Below are 21,347 nucleotides of genomic sequence, written 5' to 3'. Positions count from 1 at the left end.
CTCAGCCGAACCCGTCCTCGGGGTCATTGCGGGCAACGGGATTCCCGTCGGCGTCGAGCGACACGATCACCCCGGTGTCGAGTTCGGCGATCGGGCGCCCTTCGAGCCACGTCAGGGTCCAGCGCGGCCGCGGCTGGCCGAACTGGTCGGCGGGGATCGTCAGGTCGACCGCCTCGATGCCGCGGCGCAGGGCGTCCGGCACCGCTTTCGGGGGTTCGTCCCCCGACGTCCAGCGCGTTCCGAGTTGCATGTCAGCCCTCCTGCGGAGCGAGTTCGATGTCGGACACGACCAGCTCGTCCGCCGGCGCGTAGACGATCTCGCCGATCCGGCCGACGGCCTTCAGGTCGCCCTCGGCCAGCCGCAGGGCGGCCAGGGCGGAGTCGGGGCCCGCGATCGTCACCCGCGTCACCGGCGTCTTCTGGGACGCCTTCGCCTCGGTCTTGGCGCGCCGGATCCCGATGAGGGCTTCGCCGAGGATTGTCAGCACCGACCGATCGCCATCCACGCCCAGCGGCTCGGGCCATCCCGCGGTGTGGATCGACCCTTCGTTGAACCACGACCACGCCTCTTCGGTGGCGAAGGAGATCACCGGCGCGAACAGGCGCAGCATTGTCGACAGGGCCGTGCGCAGGGCCAGCGCAGCGGAGGCCTGTCCGACATCCGTGCGATCGTACGCGCGCTCCTTGACCAGTTCGAGGTAGTCGTCGCAGAACGTCCAGAAGAAGGACTCCGTGAGTTCCAGAGCCCGGGCGTGGTCATACGCGTCGAGCGCCCGCGTGGCCTCCTGTACGACCATGTCGAGGGCGGCCAGCATCGACGCATCGAGAGCGTGCGTCACGCGGGCGTCGTCCGGGACGGGGAACGACAGCACGAACTTGGCGGCGTTGAGCACCTTGATCGCCAGCCGTCGCCCGATCTTGATCTGGGTCGGGTTCTGGGGATCGAACGCGGCATCCGTGCCGAGGCGGCTCGATGCCGCCCAGTACCGGACGGCGTCCGAGCCGTGCTGGGCGAGGATGTCCGCGGGCGTGACCACGTTGCCCTTCGACTTCGACATCTTCTTGCGGTCCGGGTCGACGATGAATCCCGAGATGGCCGCGTCGCTCCACGGCGCCCGATCGTCCTCGAGCGCGCTGCGCAGCAGGGTCGAGAACAGCCACGTGCGGATGATGTCCTGACCCTGAGGGCGGAGATCGAAGGGAGCCACGAGGCTCCACAGCTCGGGATCGCGCTCCCAGCCGCCGGCGAGCTGAGGCGTGAGCGACGAGGTCGCCCACGTGTCGAAGATGTCGTTCTCGCCCTCGAACCCGCCGGGGATCCCGCGCTGGTCTTCCGTGTAGCCCGGGGGCACGTCAGTGCTGGGATCAACGGGCAGGGTGCCGGTGTCGGGAGTGAGGACGCGGGTGTAGTCCCGCTCCCCGTTCGCGTCGAGCGCGTACCAGACGGGGATCGGGACGCCGAAGAAGCGCTGGCGTGAGACGAGCCAGTCTCCGGTGAGGCCGTGAGTCCAGTTCTCGAAACGCACCCGCATGAAGTCCGGATGCCACGACATGCCCTGCCCGAGCGCGATGAGCTTCTCGCGGAGGGCCTCGTCGCGGGCGCCGTTGCGGATGTACCACTGCCGCGTGGACACAATCTCGAGGGGGCGGTCGCCCTTCTCGTAGAACTTCACGGCGTGGGTGAAGGGCTTCGGGTCGCCCTCCATCTCGCCCGACTCCTGGAGCAGCTCCACGATGCGCTTCTTCGCGCTGAAGACCGTCTTGCCCGCGAGTTCGGCGTACGCCGCCCTGCCCGCGTCGGACGTGATGACCTCGGGCGCCTCGGCGATCACACGGCCGTCCTGGCCGAGGATGGTGCGGTTGGGCAGATCGAGCTCTCGCCACCAGATGATGTCGGTGACGTCTCCGAAGGTGCAGATCATCGCGATGCCCGAGCCCTTGTCCTGCTGCGCGAGCGGGTGAGCGAGCACGGGCACCTCGACGTCGAAGAGCGGCGTGCGCACGGTCGAGCCGAACAGCGGCTGGTAACGCGGGTCGTCCGGGTGCGCGACGAGCGCCACGCACGCGGGGAGCAGCTCGGGGCGCGTCGTCTCGATGTGGACGTCGCCGGTTCCGTCGCTCTTGTGGAAGGCGACACGGTGGTACGCAGCGGGCTGGTCGCGGTCTTCCAGTTCCGCCTGGGCGATCGCACTGCGGAAGTCGATGTCCCACAGGGTGGGCGCGAGAGCCTGGTAGGCCTCGCCGCGCTCGAGATTGCGGAGGAAGGCGAGCTGGCTCGTGCGGATGGTGTCGTCCGAGATGGTCCGGTAGGTCTGCGTCCAGTCGACGCTGAGTCCCAGCGACCTCCAGAGTGCTTCGAAGTGCTTCTCGTCCTCGACCGTGAGCTTCTCGCACAGCTCGATGAAATTGCGGCGGCTCACCGGCACCTGGTCGGCCGCTCGACTGGACTTGTTGTCACCGCCCTCGAAGGGCGGGACGAAGGCGGGGTCGTACGGGAGCGACGGATCGCAGCGCACGCCGTAGTAGTTCTGCACCCGACGCTCGGTCGGGAGGCCGTTGTCGTCCCAGCCCATCGGGTAGAACACCGTCTTGCCCCGCATGCGCTCGAAGCGCACCTTCACATCCGTGTGCGTGTAGCTGAAGACGTGGCCGATGTGCAGGCTGCCCGACGCGGTGGGCGGGGGAGTGTCGATCGAGAAGATGCCGTTGCGCCCGACCTCGGACGCCTTCGCGCGGTCGAAGAGGTAGGTGCCCTGGGCGGTCCAGGCCGCATCCCACTTGGCTTCGAGACCCTCGAGGGCGGGCTTGTCGGGAATCTGCGCGTCGGGCATACGGGTCTCCTGGACGATATGTGCGGCACTGTGTGAGCGTGCCTGAGTGTGGGATCCACTCGATTCTATCGGCTCGCGGCCGAGTGGCCGGGGCGTCAGGCACGCACGTCGATGCCGAGCGATGCGGCGAAGGAGGCGGCGAGCTGCTCCGCCTGCCACGGGCTGATCGTCACGCCGCGGAGCGCCGCGACATCGAGGAACGAGACGGCGTCCAGCCCGCGGAAGTCCACGCCGTCGGAGCGCATGCCGCGCGAGTCGACCTCGTCCGCGCGCGTCTCCTCGATGCGGACGCGGGAGAGGACCGCGTGCGGCAGGTCCAGCGTTCCCAGGACGCAGTCCACGATGTGCAGGTCTTCCACGCGGGCGCCCGCGAGCGACAGGTAGTCGATGCGGATGCCGCGGATCTCGACCTCGTCGGCCTCGGCCCCCGCAAGATCCAGGGTCCCGATTCGACCGCCGGTGATCCTGACCCGCCGCAGCCGGGCTTCACGCCCGGAGAGGGATGCCGCGCGGAGACCCTCGACCTCGACGTCGACCAGGGTCGCACCTAGCAGGTCCAGCCGGTCGACGACGGGAGCCTCGACCCGGCACTCCGTGAGCGCCGCGTGCGAGGCATCCGTCACCGCATCGAGGCGGACGATCCGCGAGCGGAGAAGGTCGGCATGCGCGGACAGCCCCTCGACCTCGACCAGCTCGTCGGGGAGATCGGGTGCTGCGATGCGCGGCGGGGCCGGCCGATCGACGCGGTTCATGGCGTCGAAGGTACCGGCCGCCGGCCGCGGATGTCAGACCGCCGCCGGAATCTCGTCGCGCTCGGGCGCGCCGCTGAACTCCGGCTCGCGCTTGCGCCGCGACGCGGCCCACGCCGCGACGAGGGTCACGCCGGAGAGCACCGCCAGCACGACGCCCGGGTGCCACCACGCGAACGACGACGCCTTCCCGAGCTCGAAGGTCAGCGAGGGGATGAAGCCGCTGATCGTGGCGGCGAGCGCGTAGGAGAACGACAGGGCGGAGTAGCGGAAGTGGTCGGGGAACAGGTCGTTCATGAGTCCGCCCAGCGCCGCCCACGACATCGTCGGCAGGATCCCGCCGACGATCATCGTCGCGACGAGGATCGGGAACGTGGCGAACTGCAGGAGGAAGTACATCGGGAAGGTGATGAGCAGCGTCCCGAGTGCGCCCCACAGCACGACGCGGGCGGATCCGATCCGGTTCGCCCACGCGCCGAAGAGGGGGATCGTCACCAGCTGCAGCAGCCCGCCGATCGTCGTCGCGATCAGCAGGTCCTGGAAGCTGAAGCCGAGGCTCTCGACTCCGTAGTTGATGGTGTACGTGTTCATCAGCGAGTACGAGCCGATGCCGAGCAGGGCCGCGCCGATTGCGATCAGGATGGCGACAGGGCGCTGGCGGAACATCGTCACGAACGGCACGCGGTCGCGACGGTTCTCGGCCACGACGCTCTCGAACACGGGCGTCTCGGTGATCGACCAGCGCAGGTACAGCGAGACGAGCAGAAGCGGGATCGCCAGGAGGAACGGCACGCGCCATCCCCACTCGGCCAGCGCCTCGGGAGGCAGGACGAGCGTCATGACGATGAAGAGCGTGGCCGAGAGGATCGAGCCCACCGGCGAGCCCAACTGGGGGACAGCGGCGTAGAACGCGCGCTTCACGGGACTCGAGTGCTCCGTCGCGAGGAGGATCGATCCTCCCCACTCGCCGCCGAGGGAGAGTCCCTGTGCGATGCGCAGGACGAACAGCAGGACGGCTCCGACCCAGCCCGCCTGGGCGTAGGTCGGCAGAAGGCCGATGAGGCCGGTCGCGATGCCCATGATCGCCACCGTCCACAGCAGCGTCGCGCGGCGGCCGAGGCGGTCGCCCATGTAGCCGAAGATGATCGCTCCGATGGGGCGGACGACGAACGCGAGCGCGATGCCCAGGAAGGCGAGCGTCGTCCCGCCGACCTCACCGAGCGGCTCGAAGAAGAGCGGTCCGACGAAGAACGCCGAGAAGTACGCGAACACGTAGAAGTCGAACGACTCCAGCGAGGTTCCGACCATGGATGCCCACGCGACGCGACGGGTCGGAGACGTGGACGGAGAGGGAGCAGCGGCGGCAGTCACGGTTGACAATCTTGGCACGCGTCCAGAAACAACGACGCCGCTCACGCCATTCCCCTTGCGTCCGCGGGATACAATCGTCGGACACGCATCGATCCGGCCATCACCGGGGAGCTCTCGGAAGAACAGGACTCCGGTCCCCACTAGAACCGAGCGGGGCAGGCCCGTCACAGCCGCAGTGAGAGAGGGCGTGCGCCGGGGGTGCATGCCACGCGGGGTGGTACCGCGGCTCGATGAGTCGTCCTCGCAGGAAGCATCGCAACCTGCTGGAGTGACATGACCTACCCGAAGTCCTCATTCGGAACCGCCGCCGACTCCGTCGTTCCGAGCCCGCGGTTCCCGGAGATCGAGCGTGAGACGCTGGCGTTCTGGGATGCCGACGGCACGTTCCAGGCTTCCGTCCGCAATCGCGAGGGGGCGCCGGAGTGGGTCTTCTACGACGGTCCGCCGTTCGCGAACGGGCTCCCGCATTACGGCCACCTGCTGACCGGATACGCGAAGGATCTCTTCCCCCGATTCCAGACCATGCGGGGCAAGAAGGTCGATCGCGTCTTCGGCTGGGACACGCACGGGCTGCCCGCCGAGCTCGAGGCGATGAAGCAGCTCGGCATCACCGAGAAGGCTGAGATCGAGGCGATGGGTCTCGCGGCCTTCAACGACAAGGCGCGGGAGTCGGTGCTGGCATACACCCGCGAGTGGGAGGACTACGTCACCCGCCAGGCCCGATGGGTGGATTTCGCGGCCGGCTACAAGACGCTCGACACCTCGTACATGGAGTCGGTGCTGTGGGCTTTCAAGACGCTGCACGACCAGGGCCTCGCCTACGAGGGATACCGCGTCCTGCCCTACTGCTGGCGCGACGAGACGCCGCTGTCCAGCCACGAGCTGCGCATGGACGACGACGTCTACAAGATGCGCCAGGACCCGTCGGTGACGGTCACCTTCCCGCTCGTCGGCGCCAAGGCCGAGACGCTGGGGCTGACGGGCGTTCGGGCGCTGGCATGGACGACGACGCCGTGGACGCTTCCCACCAACCTCGCCCTCGCCGTCGGTCCCGACATCCGCTATGTCGTGCTGCCCGGTGGGCCGGCCGGCGCTGCGGACGTCCATCACGCGCCCGACGGACAACCCGATGAGGCCGCCGAGGCCTATGCGCACCGCTACCTGCTCGCCGAGGAGCTCCTGGCCGGATACGCGAAGGACCTCGGCTACGAGTCGCCCGAGGCCGCCCGGGAGGCGATCGTCCAGACGGTGCTCGGGGCCGACCTCGAGGGGGTCGCTTACGACCGCCTGTTCGACTACTACGCGGACGCGTCGGTCTGGGGCACTCAGAACGCGTGGCGGATCCTCGTCGACGACTACGTCACCACCGGGGACGGAACCGGCATCGTCCACCAGGCTCCCGCCTACGGTGAGGACGACCAGCGGGTGACCGAGGCCGCCGGCATCCCGCTCATCATGAGCCTCGACGACGGGGGGCGGTTCCTGCCGCAGGTCGCCGATGTCGCGGGCGAACTGTGGATGGACGCCAACACGCCGCTCATCCGTCTCCTGCGACAGGCGGGTCGTCTGCTCCGTCTGGCGAGCTACGAGCACTCGTACCCGCACTGCTGGCGCTGCCGCAATCCCCTGATCTACCGCGCCGTGTCCAGCTGGTTCGTGCGGGTCACCGCTCTGAAGGACCGGCTCCTGGCGAACAACGAGCAGATCACCTGGGTGCCCGAGAACGTCAAGCACGGGCAGTTCGGCAAGTGGCTCGAAGGGGCGCGGGACTGGTCGATCAGCCGCAACAGGTACTGGGGGTCGCCGATCCCTGTGTGGAAGAGCGACGACCCCGAATACCCGAGGCTCGACGTCTACGGCTCGCTCGACGACCTGGAGCGCGACTTCGGCCGCCTGCCGAGGAACGAGGCCGGCGAGGTCGACCTGCACCGGCCCTTCATCGACGAGCTCACGCGGCCGAACCCGGACGACCCCACCGGTCGCAGCACCATGCGCCGCATCGAGGACGTCTTCGACGTGTGGTTCGACTCGGGATCGATGCCGTACGCGCAGGTGCACTATCCCTTCGAGAACCATGACTGGTTCGAGGAGCACGCTCCTGCCGACTTCATCGTCGAGTACATCGGACAGACGCGAGGCTGGTTCTACGTCATGCACGTGCTGTCGACCGCGCTGTTCGACCGGCCGGCCTTCACCGGTGTCTCCTGTCACGGGATCGTGCTCGGAAGCGACGGGTTGAAGATGTCGAAGTCGCTGCGGAACTACCCCGACGTGAGCGAGGTCTTCGACCGCGACGGCTCGGACGCCATGCGCTGGTTCCTGATGGCGAGCCCGGTGCTGCGGGGCGGCAATCTGGTCGTCACCGAGGAGGGGATCCGCGCGGGCGTCCGCGAGTTCCTGCTGCCGCTGTGGAACGCCTGGTACTTCTTCGCCACCTATGCGAACGCGGCAGGCGGCCCGGACGGCCGCGGGTACGACGCGACGTGGCGCACCGATTCCACCGATGTGCTCGACCGCTACATCCTCGCCCTGACCGGCGATCTGGTCCGGGATGTCGCCGCCGACCTCGATGGCCTGGACTCCACGAGCGCCGCGGCGAAGCTCCGCGACTTCGCGGAGGCGCTGACGAACTGGTACATCCGCAGGTCTCGCGACCGGTTCTGGCTCGGGGTGTCGGAGTCCCCCGAGTCGCGGGAGGCGTTCGACACGCTCTACACCGTCCTCGAGACGCTCACGCGGGTCGCCGCCCCGCTGATCCCACTCGTGTCGGAGCGGGTCTGGCAGGGTCTCACCGGGGGCCGCAGCGTGCACCTGCAGGACTGGCCGGACGCCTCGCCGTTCCCCTCGGCCGCCGACATCCGCTCCGCCATGGACGCCGTGCGCCAGGTTTCGAGCGTCGCGAACGCGCTGCGCAAGCGCGAGGGCAAGCGCGTCCGTCTTCCGCTCGCGAAGCTGACGGTGGTGGTTCCGGATGCCTCGTCCCTCGCGCAGTTCGAGGGGATCCTGCGCGACGAGCTCAACGTGAAGGCCGTGGAGCTTGTCGAACTCGACGGCGGGGTCGCCGAGCGATACGGCATCAGCAAGCGGCTGTCGGTCAACGCGCGGGCTGCCGGACCACGTCTGGGCAAGCAGGTGCAGCACGTGATCGCCGGTGCGCGTGCCGGGGTGTGGGAAGAGTCGGACGGGGCTGTGATCGTCGACGGGGTCGCGCTCCTCGAGGGCGAGTACGAGCTCACCCTGGAGGCCGGCGGGGTGGACGAGGGGACTGCCATCGCGCTCCTCGGCGAGGGGGGATTCGTGCTCCTCGACACCGCCACCACACCCGACCTCGAGGCGGAGGGTCTCGCCCGCGACGTGATCCGCGCGGTTCAGGACACCCGCAAGGCGGCCGGCTTCGAAGTGAGCGATCGCATCGACCTCCGCCTGACGTTCGAGGACGGCGACGATGCGCGCGCCGTGGCGCACGCGTTCGGCGCGGCCGATGTCGCCGGTGAGACGCTCGCCCTCGATTACTCCGTCACCGGCCCCGACGGCGATGTGCTGCGTGCCGATGGAGCCGTGCTCGCCGGCGTGGCCTCGGCGGCGCCGGACCTGGTGCGCACGCACAGCGCCGGCGACTTCGCCAACCGGGGCGGCTTCTCGGTGGCCGTGACGAAGCTGGAGGCATCCGCATGACCGATCGGGATGTGACACGGGCGGACGCGGTGTACGCGGCGCTTCTCGAGCGGCAGGGTGAGCGCTGGGTGCAGCCGCGAGTCGAACGGACGCGACGGCTGCTCGAGCTGCTCGACGACCCGCAGAAGACCTACCGCGTCATCCATGTCACCGGTACCAACGGCAAGACCTCGACCAGCCGGATGATCGAGAGCCTCGTGCGCGCGCACGGGTTGCGAACGGGCCTCTTCACCAGCCCGCACCTGACGCGCTTCACGGAGCGGATCATGATCGACGGGGAGCCCGTCTCCGACACGGCGGTCGCCGACGCGTGGGACGAGGTCCAGCCCTTCGTCGAACTGGTCGATGCCGAGCTCGCCGCCTCCGGCGATGCCGCGCTGACGTTCTTCGAGCTCTTGACGGTGCTCGCCTTCGTCGCCTTCGCGGACGCTCCCATCGACGTCCTCGTGCTCGAGGTGGGGATGGGCGGGTCTTGGGACTCCACGAACACCGCGGACGGAGACGTGGCCGTGTTCACCCCGATCGACATCGACCACGCCGACCGGTTGGGCGAGACGATCGCCGAGATCGCCGCCGTGAAGTCGGGGATCATCAAGGACGGCGCGTCGGTCGTGTCGGCGCAGCAGGACACGGCGGCGGAGGACATCCTGCGTGCCGCGGCGCAGGCACACGGCGCATCGATCGCCTTCGAGGGCACCGACTTCGCGCTGGTGGAGCAACGTCTGGCGGTCGGAGGCCAGCAGATCTCGGTGCGCGGTCTCGCGGGAACCTACGAGGACGAGTACCTCCCGCTGTACGGGGGCCACCAGGGGTTCAACGCCGCTCTCGCGATCGCCGCCGTGGAAGCACTGATCGGCGGCGGCGCTCAGGTGATTGCGGGGGACGTGCTGGCCGAGGGGCTCGGCCAGGCGACCGCGCCGGGACGCCTGCAGCTCGTCGGCGTCGCCCCGACCGTGCTGGTGGATGCCGCGCACAATCCGCACGGGGCACGGGCGCTGGTGACGGCGCTGCGCGAGTCGTTCGATTTCGATGAGTGGGGCGTGGTCCTCGGGGTCTTCGCCGACAAGGATGCCGTCGGCATCGTCGAGCAACTCGCACCGGCGGCTGCGCACGTCTTCGCCACGGCACCGGACTCCGACCGGGCGGAGGAGGCGGACCGCCTCGCCGACATCGCGGAGTCGCTGGGAGTCGCCGTGACAGTGCACGACGACCTGGCGCAGGCGTCCGAGGCGGCCCGCGCATGGGCCGCGTCCGCCGACCGCCGAGCTGTTGTGATCGCGGGGTCGGTGGTGCTGGCCGGGCAGGCGATCGCCCTCGCGGAGGCCGAGGACTGGAAGAGCGGGTGGGAGGGGTGACCCGCGTGACGGACCCGGCGCCGCGGCGTCCGAGGGGCGCAGCGGAGTCGCTCGCCTCGATCGTCCTCGCGTTCGAGTCGATCATCGCTTTCCTCGGCGGGCTCGTCATCTACGGCTTGAAGGCGCTGCCGGCATCCGTCCCGCCGTGGTGGGGGATCGTCGCAGGGACCGTCGTCGCGGCGCTGATGGTCCTCACGACGCGTTTCGTCCGCTACCGGTGGGGCATCGCGATCGGCTGGGCGCTGCAGGTGGTCGTCGCGCTGGGCGCCTTCCTGGTCCCTTCACTCGCCGTGGTCGCCCTCATTTTCGGCGGCATGTACGGGTATGCGACGATCAAGGGAGCAGCCATCGACCGGCGCAACGCGCGCCTCGCGGCGAACCCCCCAGAAGAAGCCTGAACCGGCGAACGGAGACTTGCATGGCCACCGAAGAAACTCTCGTCCTCGTCAAGCCCGACGGAGTCGCACGCGGGCTCACGGGCGCCATTCTCGCCCGCATCGAGGCGAAGGGCTATTCGCTCGTCGACATCCGTCTCGTCGAACCCGATCGGGCGACCCTCGAGCGCCACTACGCCGAGCACGAGGGCAAGCCGTTCTACGAACCGCTCCTCGAGTTCATGATGTCCGGCCCCTCGGTGGCCATCCGGCTCGCGGGCAACCGCGTCATCGAAGGCTTCCGCTCCCTGGCGGGGACCACCGACCCGACCACCGCCGCACCGGGCACCATCCGCGGCGACTACGGCCGGGACTGGGGCCTCAAGGTCCAGCAGAACCTCGTCCACGGGTCGGACAGCCCTGAGTCGGCCGCGCGCGAGCTCTCCATCTGGTTCGGCTGACCGCAGCGGCCGGGGATCGGCCCGATGCACCTCAGAAGATCTCGCCGAGCACATCCAGGCGCAGCTGCGCCAGGATGGCGATCACGGCGTAGCTGACGACGGCGAGCGCCGGAACCCAGCCCATGAGGGTCTCTGCGAACCGTCGACCACGGTCCGGCACCGGCACGATGCCGGACCGGAAGAGGTGGATCACGACGACATAGAACGTCGGGATCGTCACCGCCCACGTGACCATGCACCAGGGGCACAGCGTGCCGAGCACGTAGATGCTCTGGGAGATCAGCCAGATCACGAAGCCGAAGGCGAAGGCGATCCCCGCCGCGAACAGCCACCAGAACCACCGGGCGAAGCGGGCGCCGGCCAGGATCGCCGCCCCGACCACGATCGGTGCAACCCAACCCGTCAACCCGAGGATCGGGTTCGGGAAGCCGAAGACGCTTCCCTGCGGCGACTCCAGGTTCGCGCTGCATTGAACGAGGAAGCCGAAGTCGCAGGACGCGATGGCGTCCGGATCGGCGAGAAGGTGGAACTTCTCCACGGTGAGCGAAAACGCCGCCCACCATCCGATGACACCGGCGATCACGAGCCAGACGGCCATCGCGGTGGGACGGGTGTGGGTGAGACGTTCGGGCATGCTCCGGATTATGGCATCGGGGCCTATGCGGTTCGCTCTCGACGCCCGCGGACACCCCCGGCGCGCCGCGGACGCGCAATCGGCGGGGGAAAGTGCGATAATGGTCCCCGATGTGCAGCGGCCGCGCCGCAACGCGCATCACCAGAAGACTTCAGGGCGACGAATGCCCATGGCAGCGTGAGCTCCCGCCGAACGAGCCGGGATCCCGTTGCAGACCGAGTGAGTTCGCGGCACCGCAGGTGCGGCGCCGCAAGAGATTTCGCCGGGCGGCGCGCGGTGCCGACCCGCAGGGAGCAAGCCAGTGATGGCCGATGGAAATGACGAAGACCTCACCCCGCACGCTGAACCGGACGCCTCGCTAGCGGCCGACGGATCACGCGTGCCCGCTGAGGTGGCGCAGGCCGAGACCGAAGCCGTGCTCGACGCGGTCGAAGTGTACGAGGAAGGCGCGCCGGCCCCCGCCGGCGAGGCCGCCCCGGACGAGGTCGAAACCCCCGCGCCGAGCGAGCAGAGCGAGGCGACTCCGGCCCCGGAGACGGCGGCGGCGCCGAACGAGCAGCCCGAGTCGGAGCCGCGGCCCGCGCCCCAGCCGGAGCCGGACGCCGAGCCCGCCTCCGAGCCCGAGCCCGAGAAGCCACTCACGGCCGCATCCCTCGGGCTTCTGCCCGAAGTGTTCGTCTCCGCCGTGTCGACTCAGCTGCACTTCTACGCTCCCGAGATCGCGGTGCTTCCGCCGCGCGCGGACGATCAGCCCGAGGCCGAGCAGACGCCCGGCTCGTCCCGTCGCCGCAACCGCCGCCGCGGGGGAGAGGGCAGGGACGAGGCATCCGAGCCCGCTGCTCCCGCTCAGCCCCGCCAGCGCGCCGTCGAGCTCATCACCGAGCCGCAGCGCATCAAGGGGTCGACACGGCTCGAAGCGAAGAAGCAGCGTCGGCGCGATGGCCGCGAGGCGGGTCGGCGTCGAGCGGTCGTGACCGAGGCGGAGTTCCTCGCTCGCCGCGAGGCCGTCGACCGGGTGATGATCGTCCGGTCCAAGAACGGGCGCATCCAGATCGCGGTGCTCGAAGACAACGTGCTCGTCGAGCATTACGTGGCCCGCAACCAGGACGCCTCGCTCATCGGCAACGTCTACCTCGGGCGCGTGCAGAACGTCCTGCCCAGCATGGAGGCGGCATTCGTCGACATCGGCCGCGGCCGCAACGCCGTGCTCTATTCGGGCGAGGTCGATTGGGACGCCGTCGAGACCGGCAACCAGCCGCGACGGATCGAGCTGGCGCTCAAGTCCGGCGATCGCGTCCTGGTCCAGGTCACGAAAGACCCGGTCGGTCACAAGGGCGCACGCCTCACGAGCCAGATCTCTCTCCCGGGGCGCTACCTCGTCTACGTGCCGGGCGGAGCGATGAACGGGATCTCTCGCAAGCTCCCCGACACCGAGCGCGCCCGACTGAAGAAGATCCTCAAGGAGGTGCTCCCGGAGTCGTCCGGCGTCATCGTGCGCACCGCGGCGGAGGGCGCCACCGAGGAGCAGCTGACACGCGACGTGCAGCGCCTCACGACCCAGTGGGAGCACATCAGCAAGCAGGTGGAGAGCATCCAGGCGCCCTCGCTGCTGCACTCCGAGCCCGACCTGCTGGTCAAGATCGTGCGCGACGTCTTCAACGAGGACTTCTCCAAGATGCTCATCCAGGGCGAGGACGCGCACCACACGATCACGAAGTACGTCGAGAGCGTGGCTCCCGACCTCCTCGAGCGCGTGGAAGCCTACGAGGGTGACGGCGACCCGTTCGACGACTTCCGCGTGACGGAGCAGATCGAGAAGGCGCTCGACCGCAAGGTCTGGCTGCCGTCGGGCGGATCCCTCGTGATCGACCGCACCGAGGCCATGACCGTCGTCGACGTCAACACGGGGAAGTTCGTGGGTTCGGGAGGAAACCTCGAAGAGACCGTCACGAAGAACAACCTCGAAGCCGCCGAAGAGATCGTGCGCCAGCTGCGGCTGCGCGACATCGGCGGCATCATCGTGGTCGACTTCATCGACATGGTCCTCGAGTCCAATCGCGACCTCGTCCTCCGCAGACTCGTCGAGTGCCTCAGCCGTGACCGCACGAAGCACCAGGTCGCCGAGGTCACGTCACTGGGCCTCGTTCAGATGACGCGGAAGAAGCTCGGCCTCGGGCTGCTCGAGACCTTCAGCGAGCCGTGCGAGGTCTGCGCGGGGCGTGGCCTGATCGTGCACCACGACCCGGTGGTACGGCACCGAGGGCCGCAGTCGACCGCCGGCTCGTCGTCCTCGAACCGTCGATCGCGAGGCGGCCCCCAACCGCAGTCGGCAGGCGCCGGCGGGTCGAATGGGACGCACGTCATCACCGAGGGTGTGAAGTCGGCGCTGGCCCAGATCGCCGCGTCGACCATCCACCACCACGAAGAGGTGGCGCCCGTCGAGGACGCGCCCGTGCTGGAAGCGCCCGTCGAGCGGCCGAAGAAGGCGCGCAAGAAGCGGTCCGAGTCGGCCAAGGCCCCGGCGCCGAAGACCGAGAAGGACCTGCTGCTCGACTCGGTGCTCAGCGCCCTCCCCGAGCCGAAGGCGCCCGGACAGGGGCGCTCTCGGCGGCGCGTGACCACCGCGGCCCTCACCGGGACGCCGGTCGCCCACACCCCGACCGAGGAGTGAGCCGGCTCAGCGTCCACGACGCTCGCGGGCGGTGACCCTCAGTCCTGAGGCGATGAGCCTGCGAACGAGTTCGTGACCGGTGACGTGCTGCGCGCCTGCCGCGATCAGCCGGGCGTGGGCTTCGTCCGGGACGTCGTAGTGGTCGAGGTCGAAGCCGCGGCGCGGAATGCCGTTCGCCGCAGCGAACGCGTGCAGTTCTTCAAGGTCGGAGTCGCTCACCAGATGAGCCCACAGCCTGCCGTGAGCGGGCCAGCGGGGGTCGTCGATGAGGATCGCCACGTCGTGATCCTAATCACCGGATCCCGCAGCCCGGCCGGCCGCGCTTTTGCGGCTGGTCGCGGCATCCGGTAAAGTGGTCCTTTGGTGCGTCCCGTTTCGCAGGCTGATGGCGATGCCCGACAGGCTCAGCAGCCGGCTGGAGCCGTCGCTCCCGCACCAAGGACTTCCTCTTCTCGCAAGAGCAGAGTCTCGCAAAGACAACCGGAGCCGTGCGCTCCAATCCAGTAGAAACAGGTGTGAAGTGGTTTACGCAGTTGTGCGCGCCGGTGGCCGGCAGGAGAAGGTCGAGGTCGGCACGATCGTCGTTCTGGACCGCCAGGCCGCCAAGATCGGCGACAAGATCCAGCTTCCCGCGGTCCTGCTCGTTGACGGCGACGCTGTCACGACTGACGCCGACAAGCTCGCGAAGGTGACCGTGACGGCCGAGGTGCTCGGCGAGGAGCGCGGCCCCAAGATCGTGATCCAGAAGTTCAAGAACAAGACCGGATACAAGAAGCGCCAGGGGCACCGTCAGGACCTCACGCGCGTCAAGGTCACCGGCATCAAGTAAGTCCAGGAAGAGACGCAGATGGCACACAAAAAGGGCGCAAGCTCCACCCGCAACGGTCGTGACTCCAACGCTCAGCGACTGGGCGTGAAGCGCTTCGGCGGCCAGGTCGTCAACGCCGGCGAGATCATCGTCCGCCAGCGTGGCACCCACTTCCACCCCGGCGCCAACGTCGGCCGCGGTGGCGACGACACGCTGTTCGCACTGGCCGCCGGTGCGGTCGAGTTCGGCCAGAAGGGCGGCCGCAAGGTCGTCAACATCGTGGCGGCGGCGGAGTAATCCACGCGCTGTTCAGTTCTCGAGGAAGGGGCGGGCTTCGGCTCGCCCCTTCCCTTTACCCTGGGTCTGACCCAGGAACCTTCGTGAGGGGGATCGCGTGGTCACGTTCGTCGATCGTGTGACGCTGCACCTGCGTGCCGGCAAGGGCGGCAACGGCTGCGTTTCCGTGCGGCGTGAGAAGTTCAAGCCCCTCGCGGGTCCCGACGGCGGAAATGGCGGTCACGGCGGCGACATCGTGCTGGTCGCCGATCCGCAGGTGACGACGCTGCTGTCGTACCACCACTCGCCGCACCGCTCGAGCGGGAACGGCGGGTTCGGAATGGGCGACCACCGCTCGGGCGCCGCGGGCGAGTCGCTCGAACTGCCGGTGCCTGTCGGCACGGTGGTGAAGGACGTGTCGGGCGACCTGCTCGTCGACATGATCGAACCGGGCATGCGATTCGTCGTGGCGCCGGGCGGTCTCGGGGGCCTGGGAAACGCCGCCCTGGCCAACCCGAAGCGCAAGGCGCCGGGCTTCGCGCTTCTCGGCACGCCCGGCTGGGAAGGCGACATCCTCCTCGAACTGAAGACGGTGGCCGATGTGGCGCTCGTCGGCTTCCCCTCCGCCGGCAAGTCCAGTCTCATCGCCGCGATCTCGGCTGCGCGGCCGAAGATCGCCGAATACCCGTTCACGACCCTGCACCCGAATCTCGGAGTGGTTCAGGCGGGCGAAGTCCGCTACACCGTCGCCGATGTGCCCGGCCTCATCGAAGGGGCGAGCGAGGGCAAGGGGCTCGGGCTCGAGTTCCTGCGCCACGTCGAGCGCTGTACCGCGCTCGTGCACGTCCTCGACTGCGCCACCCTCGACCCGGGACGCGACCCGCTCACCGACCTCGATGTGATCCTCGCCGAACTCGGCGCCTACCCGGTCCCGGAGGGTCAGGTTCCGCTCCTGGAGCGTCCTCAGCTCGTCGCGCTGAACAAGGTCGACGTCCCTGAGGCGAAAGATCTCGCCGATCTGGTGCGTCCCGAGCTCGAGGCGCGTGGCTTCCGTGTGTTCGAGATCTCGACGGTCAGTCACGAGGGTCTGCGTCAGCTCACGTTCGCCCTCGGTGACATCGTCGGCGCGCACCGTGCCGAGGCGGCCGCGATGCCCGCACCCGAGCGCATCGTGATCAGGCCCAAGGGGTCGCAGAAGGACTTCTGGATCCGGGTCGAAGGCGGCACCTACGGAAACGTGTACCGGATCCTCGGCGACAAGCCGCTGCGGTGGGTTCAGCAGACCGATTTCCAGAACGAGGAGGCCGTCGGCTACCTGGCCGATCGCCTGGAACGGCTGGGCGTGGAGGACGAGCTCTTCCGTGCGGGAGCCACCCCCGGCGCGACCGTCGTGATCGGAGAGGGCGACGGCGTCGTCTTCGACTGGGACCCGTCGCTGTCTTCGGCCGCGGAACTCGCGACGGCTCCTCGCGGAACGGATCCGCGACTGGTCCAGAACCCGCGCCGCACGACCTCGGAGCGTCGCGAGCGCTACCACGACATGATGGACGCCAAGGCCCAGGCCCGCGCCGAACTCGAGGCGGAGCGGCTGGGCTCGCGCGCGGAGGATGACGAGGGCGACGCATGACCGTGTTCCAGCGTGCGGACCTGGCGACAGCGCGAAGGGTCGTCGTCAAGGTGGGTTCGTCGTCGATCAGCGGCGACAACGCCGAGAAGATCGGTCCGATCGTCGATGCCCTCGCGGCCGCGCACGGTCGGGGGACCGAGGTGGTCCTCGTCTCGTCCGGCGCCATCGCGACCGGGATGCCGTTCCTCCTGCTCGACGAGAGGCCGAGCGATCTGGCGACGCAGCAGGCCGCCGCGGCGGTCGGGCAGAACGTGCTCATCTACCGCTATCAGGCGGCGCTGCGCCCCTTCGACATCGTGGCCGGCCAGGTGCTCCTCACGGCCGGAGACCTCGAGAACCCGACTCACCGTTCCAACGCCCGGCGCGCCATGGAACGCCTGCTCGGACTCCGCATCCTCCCGATCGTGAACGAGAACGACACGGTGGCCACGCATGAGATCCGCTTCGGCGACAACGACCGTCTCGCGGCAATGGTCGCCCAGCTCATCGGCGCCGACGCGCTCGTGCTCCTCAGCGACATCGAATGCCTGTACACCCGCCCGCCCGGCGAGCCCGGAGCCCAGCCGATCCACCGTGTCGCCTACGGCGACGACCTCCACGGCTTCGAATTCGGATCGGTGGTCGTGAACAGCGTCGGCACCGGGGGAGCAGCAACGAAGGTGTCCGCGGCTCGGCTGGCCGCGGCATCCGGAATCGGCGTCCTCGTCACGAGCGCCGACCTCGTCGGAGAGGCGCTGACGGGCGCCCGGATCGGCACGTGGTTCGAGCCCAACCCGGAGCCGACCGCGCCCGCGGCGACGGGCCCGGTGCGCACCGCGTCGATAAACTGAGCGGATGACGACGACCACAGCCACGACCGCGCGCGAGAGGATGCTTCTGGCCAAAGAGGCCTCGCGCAGCGTCGGCCTGCTCGACGATGCGCAGAAGCGCGAAGCCCTGGAGTCGATCGCCGCGGCCATCGAACGAGCAGCGGACGAGGTGGTGGCCGCGAACGCGGAGGATCTCGCTCGCGGTCGCGCCGGCGGCCTCTCGGAAGCGCTGCAGGATCGGCTCCGCCTGGACGGGCCGCGCGTGTCGGCGCTCGCATCGGCCGTTCGCGACATCGCCCGGCTCCCCGACCCGGTGGGCCGGGTGCTCGAAGAGCGCACTCTCCCGAACGGAGTCTCGCTGACCAAGGTGTCGGTTCCGTTCGGTGTCGTCGGCTCGATCTACGAGGCGCGACCCAACGTGACCGTCGACATCGCCGCGCTCGCACTGCGTTCGGGCAACGCCGTCGTCCTCCGGGGAGGCTCCGCCGCGGAGCGCACCAATGCGGCGCTGGTGCACGCGATGCGCGGGGCGCTGGCCGAGGCGGGGATCAATCCCGAGGCCGTGCAGACCGTCGACGACTTCGGCCGAGAAGGCGCGCGCGACCTGATGCAGGCGCGGGGGATCATCGACGTGCTCGTCCCGAGGGGGAGTGCGCAGCTCATCGAGACCGTGGTCACCGAGTCCTCGGTGCCGGTCATCGAGACGGGCGCCGGTGTGGTCCACATCGTGCTCGACGAGTCGGCGCCTCTGGAGTGGGCGCGCGACATCATCGTGAACGCCAAGACACAGCGTCCGAGCGTCTGCAACGCGGTCGAGACGGTTCTGGTGATCGGCGACGCCGCACCCCGGCTCGTGCCGCCGGTCGTCGGGGCGCTGCAGGCGAGCGGAGTGACCGTCCACGGCGATCAGACCGTCGCGGCTCTCACGGACGGCGTCGTCCCGGCCACCGACGAGGACTGGGCCACCGAGTACCTGTCGCTCGACGTGTCGATGCGCGTCGTGGAGGATCTCGACCAAGCTCTGGAGCACATTCGCCGCTACTCCACGCACCATACGGAGTCGATCATCACGCAGGATCCGGTGAACGCGGAGCGGTTCCTGGCAGAGGTCGACTCGGCCGTCGTGATGGCAAACGCGTCCACCCGGTTCACCGATGGCGCCGAGTTCGGGTTCGGTGCCGAGGTGGGCATCTCGACGCAGAAGCTCCACGCGCGCGGTCCGATGGGCCTTTCCGAGCTGACCAGTACCAAGTGGCTCGCGCGAGGCGTCGGGCAAGTCCGCGCCTGACGGAATAAACTGGAGTCCTCCCGCCTCATCGGCGGACCACGAACGGAGCCCGAATGACCATCGCCACGATCGTCGCCCTCGCCGCCGAAGAGTCTGAGCACGGCAACGTCGCTCTCGAGACCGTGGGGTACGGCCTCGTGGCGGTCGCTGTCTTCACCGCCCTCGCGCTCGTGACCGCCTCGTACCGCAACGTCGCCAACCGGCACGCCAATAAAGCCGAGGCCTACGCCCGCGCGCACGCCGACGATGTTCACGTCCACCAGGCGGGGCACGGCCACTAGGCCGACTGCATGTCGGTGACGGCGACCCCCCGGGTCGGGGTGATGGGTGGGACGTTCGATCCCATCCATCACGGACACCTCGTGGCAGCGAGCGAGGTGGCCCAGTGGTTCGACCTCGATGAGGTCGTGTTCGTCCCGACGGGGCAGCCGTGGCAGAAATCGGATGTCTCGCACAGCGAGCACCGATATCTGATGACGGTCATCGCGACCGCGTCGAACCCCCGCTTCACCGTCAGCCGAGTCGACATCGACCGTTCCGGCCCGACGTACACGATCGACACCCTCCGGGATCTCAAAGCGGAGCGGCCCGACGCCGAGCTGTATTTCATCACCGGTGCCGACGCCATCGCCCAAATTCTCAGCTGGAGGGACCATGATGAGTTGTGGGACCTCGCCCACTTCGTCGCGGTGTCCCGTCCCGGACACGTGCTCAGCACGGACGGCCTGCCCACCGAAGACGTGAGCCAGCTGGAGATCCCCGCCCTCGCCATCTCGTCCACGGACTGCCGCGACCGCGTGGGTCGAGGCCACCCGGTGTGGTACCTCGTCCCCGACGGGGTGGTCCAATACATTGCGAAGCATCATCTCTACCGGAGCAAGGAATGACGACACCCGAGCAGCCGGCGAACCCACCGCTGACCCGCAAGCAACTGCGTGAGATCCGCAACACGGGATCGACTCCCGTCATCACTGTCGACGGTCCGTCCGACGATGACTCGTCGTCTCCCGCTCCATCGACCCCCGACTCCACCTCCTCAGCGCCTCGATCCGCCTCCGAAAGCTCGGTTGACGAGTCGCCGCGGCCGGATTCCGACCCGGCTGATTCGCCGTCCGACGCGCCGGCCGTCGTTCCCGCAGCGCCTCTGGCGCGTCCCGCCCAGCCGGTGGCCGTCGGTGCCGTCCCGGTGGCGGATTCCGCGGTCGACCTCGGAGCATCGCCCCTGACCCGCCGGCAGGCCAGGCAGCAGGAGCGCATCCGCACCGCTTCCGTCCCGGTGATCACTCCTGAGGTCGCCGCAGCCCATGCGGGCTCCATGCCTGCCGACACACCGCTGACAGAGCCTCAGCCGGTCAGCACGGCGCAGGCGCCGGCCGGGCCGCGCGGCATGCACGACCTCTTCGGCTTGGCGCCCTCATCCGCAGCCGTCGTGACCGCGGACGCCGAGGACGAGGCCGCTGCCCTCCCCGAGGAGATCGAGGAGTCGGCGGCAGAGGCCGACGCCGACGTGGCGGCGGAGGCGGAGGCGGAGACCGAGGACGAACAGAAGGAACGTGTGGTCAACCCGATGTTCGGGGCCGGGCTCCTCGCCGGGGAACCGGAGCGCGCCGATCTGCCTCCGTCGTTCGACCAGCTTCTCGCGCGCTCGACCGGGGCCGTGTCGGTGCCGAATGCGCTGATTCTTTCGCAAGCGCCGGAAGTCGCGCCGATCGCTCCGCTCAGCGCGACGGGGGAGGTCCTGATCACCGGCACGCTGAACCTTCCCGAGGGCCTCGGTTCGACCGGACACGCGCGTGGAACGGCGGACGGCAAAGAGGTCGACGCTGCCCTCATCGACGGGGAACTCCCCGCACACTCGTCACCGACCCCGATTGCGGCCAGCGCCGCGATCAGCACGGTCAAGACCGCCGGCGAGGTCATCCGGCCGCCTGCCCCTGAGAAGGGGAGTCGGTTGATGCTCACACTCGCCATCACCGCTGGTGCGCTCGCCCTCGCGCTGGTCGGCGTGCTGATCCTCGCCTTCGTGACAGGAGCGCTGTGATGACGGCATCCGAATCCTCCCGCGGCATGCTGCAGATCGCGGCCGTCGCCGCCGACGCGAAGGGCGGAGAGGACTTGATCGCGCTGGACGTGTCAGAGCCGCTTCCGCTCGTGGACGTCTTTCTTCTGGTGACGGGTCGCAGCGAGCGCAACGTCGCCGCGATCGCCGACGAGGTCGAAGACAAGCTGGTCGAGGCAGGACACAAGCGGTTGCGGCGGGAAGGCCGGCAGGAGGCCCGCTGGGTGCTGCTGGACTTCGGCGATCTGGTGGTGCACGTGTTCCACGAGCAGGAGCGGGTCTACTACGGTCTCGAGCGACTGTGGAAGGATTGCCCGGTCGTTCCCATCGAGCTTCCGGCGGCCGCTTCGGCGGAGTGA

Annotated in this window: 20 protein-coding genes; 14 read left to right on the top strand and 6 right to left on the bottom strand. The window is 69.1% G+C overall.

Annotated features, from left to right (window positions below; translation table 11 throughout):
* Position 1: 1 nt before the first annotated feature.
* The 4 genes from ACFUTX_RS07480 to ACFUTX_RS07465 form a co-directional block, all read right to left on the bottom strand.
* Positions 2–250, bottom strand: a complete 249-nt coding sequence (locus tag ACFUTX_RS07480; protein ID WP_378862137.1) for a hypothetical protein — start codon at positions 248–250, stop codon at positions 2–4.
* Between the two features lies 1 nt (position 251).
* Positions 252–2,831 carry a valine--tRNA ligase gene (gene valS, locus ACFUTX_RS07475; protein ID WP_378862134.1) on the bottom strand — a complete coding sequence of 860 codons (2,580 nt, stop codon included), beginning with the start codon at positions 2,829–2,831 and terminating at the stop codon, positions 252–254.
* Positions 2,832–2,926: 95 nt separating this feature from the next.
* Positions 2,927–3,583, bottom strand: a complete 657-nt coding sequence (locus ACFUTX_RS07470; RefSeq protein ID WP_378862131.1) for a pentapeptide repeat-containing protein — start codon at positions 3,581–3,583, stop codon at positions 2,927–2,929.
* Positions 3,584–3,616: 33 nt separating this feature from the next.
* On the bottom strand, positions 3,617–4,951 hold the full coding sequence (locus ACFUTX_RS07465) for an MFS transporter (protein ID WP_378862128.1): 1,335 nt from the start codon (positions 4,949–4,951) through the stop codon (positions 3,617–3,619).
* 273 nt (positions 4,952–5,224) lie between these two features.
* Here ACFUTX_RS07465 and ileS point away from each other — a divergent pair, with 273 nt between their 5' ends.
* The 4 genes from ileS to ndk are packed head-to-tail and all read left to right on the top strand — an operon-like array spanning position 5,225 to position 10,816.
* Positions 5,225–8,626 (top strand): isoleucine--tRNA ligase, encoded by a 3,402-nt coding sequence (gene ileS / locus ACFUTX_RS07460; RefSeq protein ID WP_378862125.1) that lies wholly within the window; start codon positions 5,225–5,227, stop codon positions 8,624–8,626.
* Entirely contained in the window at positions 8,623–9,981 is a 1,359-nt protein-coding gene (locus ACFUTX_RS07455; RefSeq protein WP_378862123.1) for a bifunctional folylpolyglutamate synthase/dihydrofolate synthase, read from the top strand. The genes ileS and ACFUTX_RS07455 overlap by 4 nt, the downstream gene beginning before the upstream one ends.
* Entirely contained in the window at positions 9,978–10,379 is a 402-nt protein-coding gene (locus tag ACFUTX_RS07450) for a DUF4233 domain-containing protein (RefSeq protein ID WP_378862120.1), read from the top strand. The genes ACFUTX_RS07455 and ACFUTX_RS07450 overlap by 4 nt, the downstream gene beginning before the upstream one ends.
* A gap of 20 nt (positions 10,380–10,399) precedes the next feature.
* A complete protein-coding gene (ndk, locus tag ACFUTX_RS07445; protein ID WP_378862117.1) occupies positions 10,400–10,816 on the top strand; it encodes a nucleoside-diphosphate kinase in 417 nt (138 codons plus the stop codon).
* 31 nt (positions 10,817–10,847) lie between these two features.
* Here ndk and ACFUTX_RS07440 read toward each other — a convergent pair whose 3' ends face one another.
* On the bottom strand, positions 10,848–11,450 hold the full coding sequence (locus ACFUTX_RS07440; RefSeq protein WP_378862114.1) for a vitamin K epoxide reductase family protein: 603 nt from the start codon (positions 11,448–11,450) through the stop codon (positions 10,848–10,850).
* 304 nt (positions 11,451–11,754) lie between these two features.
* On the opposite strand from ACFUTX_RS07440, the gene ACFUTX_RS07435 reads away from it, so the two are divergent.
* Positions 11,755–14,121, top strand: a complete 2,367-nt coding sequence (locus ACFUTX_RS07435; RefSeq protein ID WP_378862111.1) for an Rne/Rng family ribonuclease — start codon at positions 11,755–11,757, stop codon at positions 14,119–14,121.
* 6 nt (positions 14,122–14,127) lie between these two features.
* On the opposite strand, the gene ACFUTX_RS07430 is transcribed toward ACFUTX_RS07435, so the two are convergent.
* On the bottom strand, positions 14,128–14,400 hold the full coding sequence (locus ACFUTX_RS07430; RefSeq protein WP_378862108.1) for a DUF4031 domain-containing protein: 273 nt from the start codon (positions 14,398–14,400) through the stop codon (positions 14,128–14,130).
* Positions 14,401–14,641: 241 nt separating this feature from the next.
* Between ACFUTX_RS07430 and rplU the strand changes: the two genes are divergently transcribed.
* The 9 genes from rplU (at position 14,642) to rsfS (ending at position 21,347) form a co-directional block, all read left to right on the top strand.
* On the top strand, positions 14,642–14,950 hold the full coding sequence (gene rplU / locus ACFUTX_RS07425) for a 50S ribosomal protein L21 (RefSeq protein ID WP_164743541.1): 309 nt from the start codon (positions 14,642–14,644) through the stop codon (positions 14,948–14,950).
* An 18-nt stretch (positions 14,951–14,968) separates the two neighbouring features.
* Complete coding sequence (gene rpmA, locus ACFUTX_RS07420) at positions 14,969–15,226, top strand: 50S ribosomal protein L27 (RefSeq protein ID WP_378862105.1); 258 nt, start codon at positions 14,969–14,971, stop codon at positions 15,224–15,226.
* Between the two features lie 97 nt (positions 15,227–15,323).
* Positions 15,324–16,832 carry a GTPase ObgE gene (obgE, locus tag ACFUTX_RS07415; RefSeq protein WP_378862103.1) on the top strand — a complete coding sequence of 503 codons (1,509 nt, stop codon included), beginning with the start codon at positions 15,324–15,326 and terminating at the stop codon, positions 16,830–16,832.
* Positions 16,829–17,662, top strand: coding sequence for a glutamate 5-kinase (gene proB, locus ACFUTX_RS07410; protein ID WP_378862100.1), 834 nt, complete (start codon positions 16,829–16,831; stop codon positions 17,660–17,662). Before obgE ends, proB begins: the two co-directional genes overlap by 4 nt.
* A gap of 4 nt (positions 17,663–17,666) precedes the next feature.
* Positions 17,667–18,929 (top strand): glutamate-5-semialdehyde dehydrogenase, encoded by a 1,263-nt coding sequence (locus ACFUTX_RS07405; RefSeq protein WP_378862097.1) that lies wholly within the window; start codon positions 17,667–17,669, stop codon positions 18,927–18,929.
* A 53-nt stretch (positions 18,930–18,982) separates the two neighbouring features.
* Entirely contained in the window at positions 18,983–19,210 is a 228-nt protein-coding gene (locus ACFUTX_RS07400; RefSeq protein ID WP_378862094.1) for a hypothetical protein, read from the top strand.
* A 9-nt stretch (positions 19,211–19,219) separates the two neighbouring features.
* Positions 19,220–19,816: a nicotinate-nucleotide adenylyltransferase gene (nadD, locus tag ACFUTX_RS07395; protein WP_378862091.1), complete on the top strand. Its 597-nt coding sequence runs from the start codon at positions 19,220–19,222 to the stop codon at positions 19,814–19,816.
* A gap of 299 nt (positions 19,817–20,115) precedes the next feature.
* A complete protein-coding gene (locus ACFUTX_RS07390; RefSeq protein WP_378862088.1) occupies positions 20,116–20,970 on the top strand; it encodes a hypothetical protein in 855 nt (284 codons plus the stop codon).
* Positions 20,970–21,347: a ribosome silencing factor gene (gene rsfS, locus ACFUTX_RS07385; protein WP_378862085.1), complete on the top strand. Its 378-nt coding sequence runs from the start codon at positions 20,970–20,972 to the stop codon at positions 21,345–21,347. The genes ACFUTX_RS07390 and rsfS overlap by 1 nt, the downstream gene beginning before the upstream one ends.

It is taken from the genome of Microbacterium sp. NPDC057407, assembly GCF_042803895.1.
Lineage (GTDB): Bacteria > Actinomycetota > Actinomycetes > Actinomycetales > Microbacteriaceae > Microbacterium.
Note: the sequence above shows the minus strand (reverse complement) of the source record. Positions and strands in the feature narration are given on the sequence as shown.

Coding starts and splice junctions, on each gene's coding strand:
- rpmA (WP_378862105.1), top strand. CDS start 14,969: ATGGCACACAAAAAGGGCGCAAGCTCCACCCGCAACGGTCGTGACTCC.
- ACFUTX_RS07435 (WP_378862111.1), top strand. CDS start 11,755: ATGGCCGATGGAAATGACGAAGACCTCACCCCGCACGCTGAACCGGAC.
- proB (WP_378862100.1), top strand. CDS start 16,829: ATGACCGTGTTCCAGCGTGCGGACCTGGCGACAGCGCGAAGGGTCGTC.
- ACFUTX_RS07405 (WP_378862097.1), top strand. CDS start 17,667: ATGACGACGACCACAGCCACGACCGCGCGCGAGAGGATGCTTCTGGCC.
- ndk (WP_378862117.1), top strand. CDS start 10,400: ATGGCCACCGAAGAAACTCTCGTCCTCGTCAAGCCCGACGGAGTCGCA.
- ACFUTX_RS07400 (WP_378862094.1), top strand. CDS start 18,983: ATGACCATCGCCACGATCGTCGCCCTCGCCGCCGAAGAGTCTGAGCAC.
- ACFUTX_RS07455 (WP_378862123.1), top strand. CDS start 8,623: ATGACCGATCGGGATGTGACACGGGCGGACGCGGTGTACGCGGCGCTT.
- ACFUTX_RS07470 (WP_378862131.1), bottom strand. CDS start 3,583: ATGAACCGCGTCGATCGGCCGGCCCCGCCGCGCATCGCAGCACCCGAT.
- valS (WP_378862134.1), bottom strand. CDS start 2,831: ATGCCCGACGCGCAGATTCCCGACAAGCCCGCCCTCGAGGGTCTCGAA.
- ACFUTX_RS07440 (WP_378862114.1), bottom strand. CDS start 11,450: ATGCCCGAACGTCTCACCCACACCCGTCCCACCGCGATGGCCGTCTGG.
- rsfS (WP_378862085.1), top strand. CDS start 20,970: ATGACGGCATCCGAATCCTCCCGCGGCATGCTGCAGATCGCGGCCGTC.
- ileS (WP_378862125.1), top strand. CDS start 5,225: ATGACCTACCCGAAGTCCTCATTCGGAACCGCCGCCGACTCCGTCGTT.
- ACFUTX_RS07480 (WP_378862137.1), bottom strand. CDS start 250: ATGCAACTCGGAACGCGCTGGACGTCGGGGGACGAACCCCCGAAAGCG.
- nadD (WP_378862091.1), top strand. CDS start 19,220: ATGTCGGTGACGGCGACCCCCCGGGTCGGGGTGATGGGTGGGACGTTC.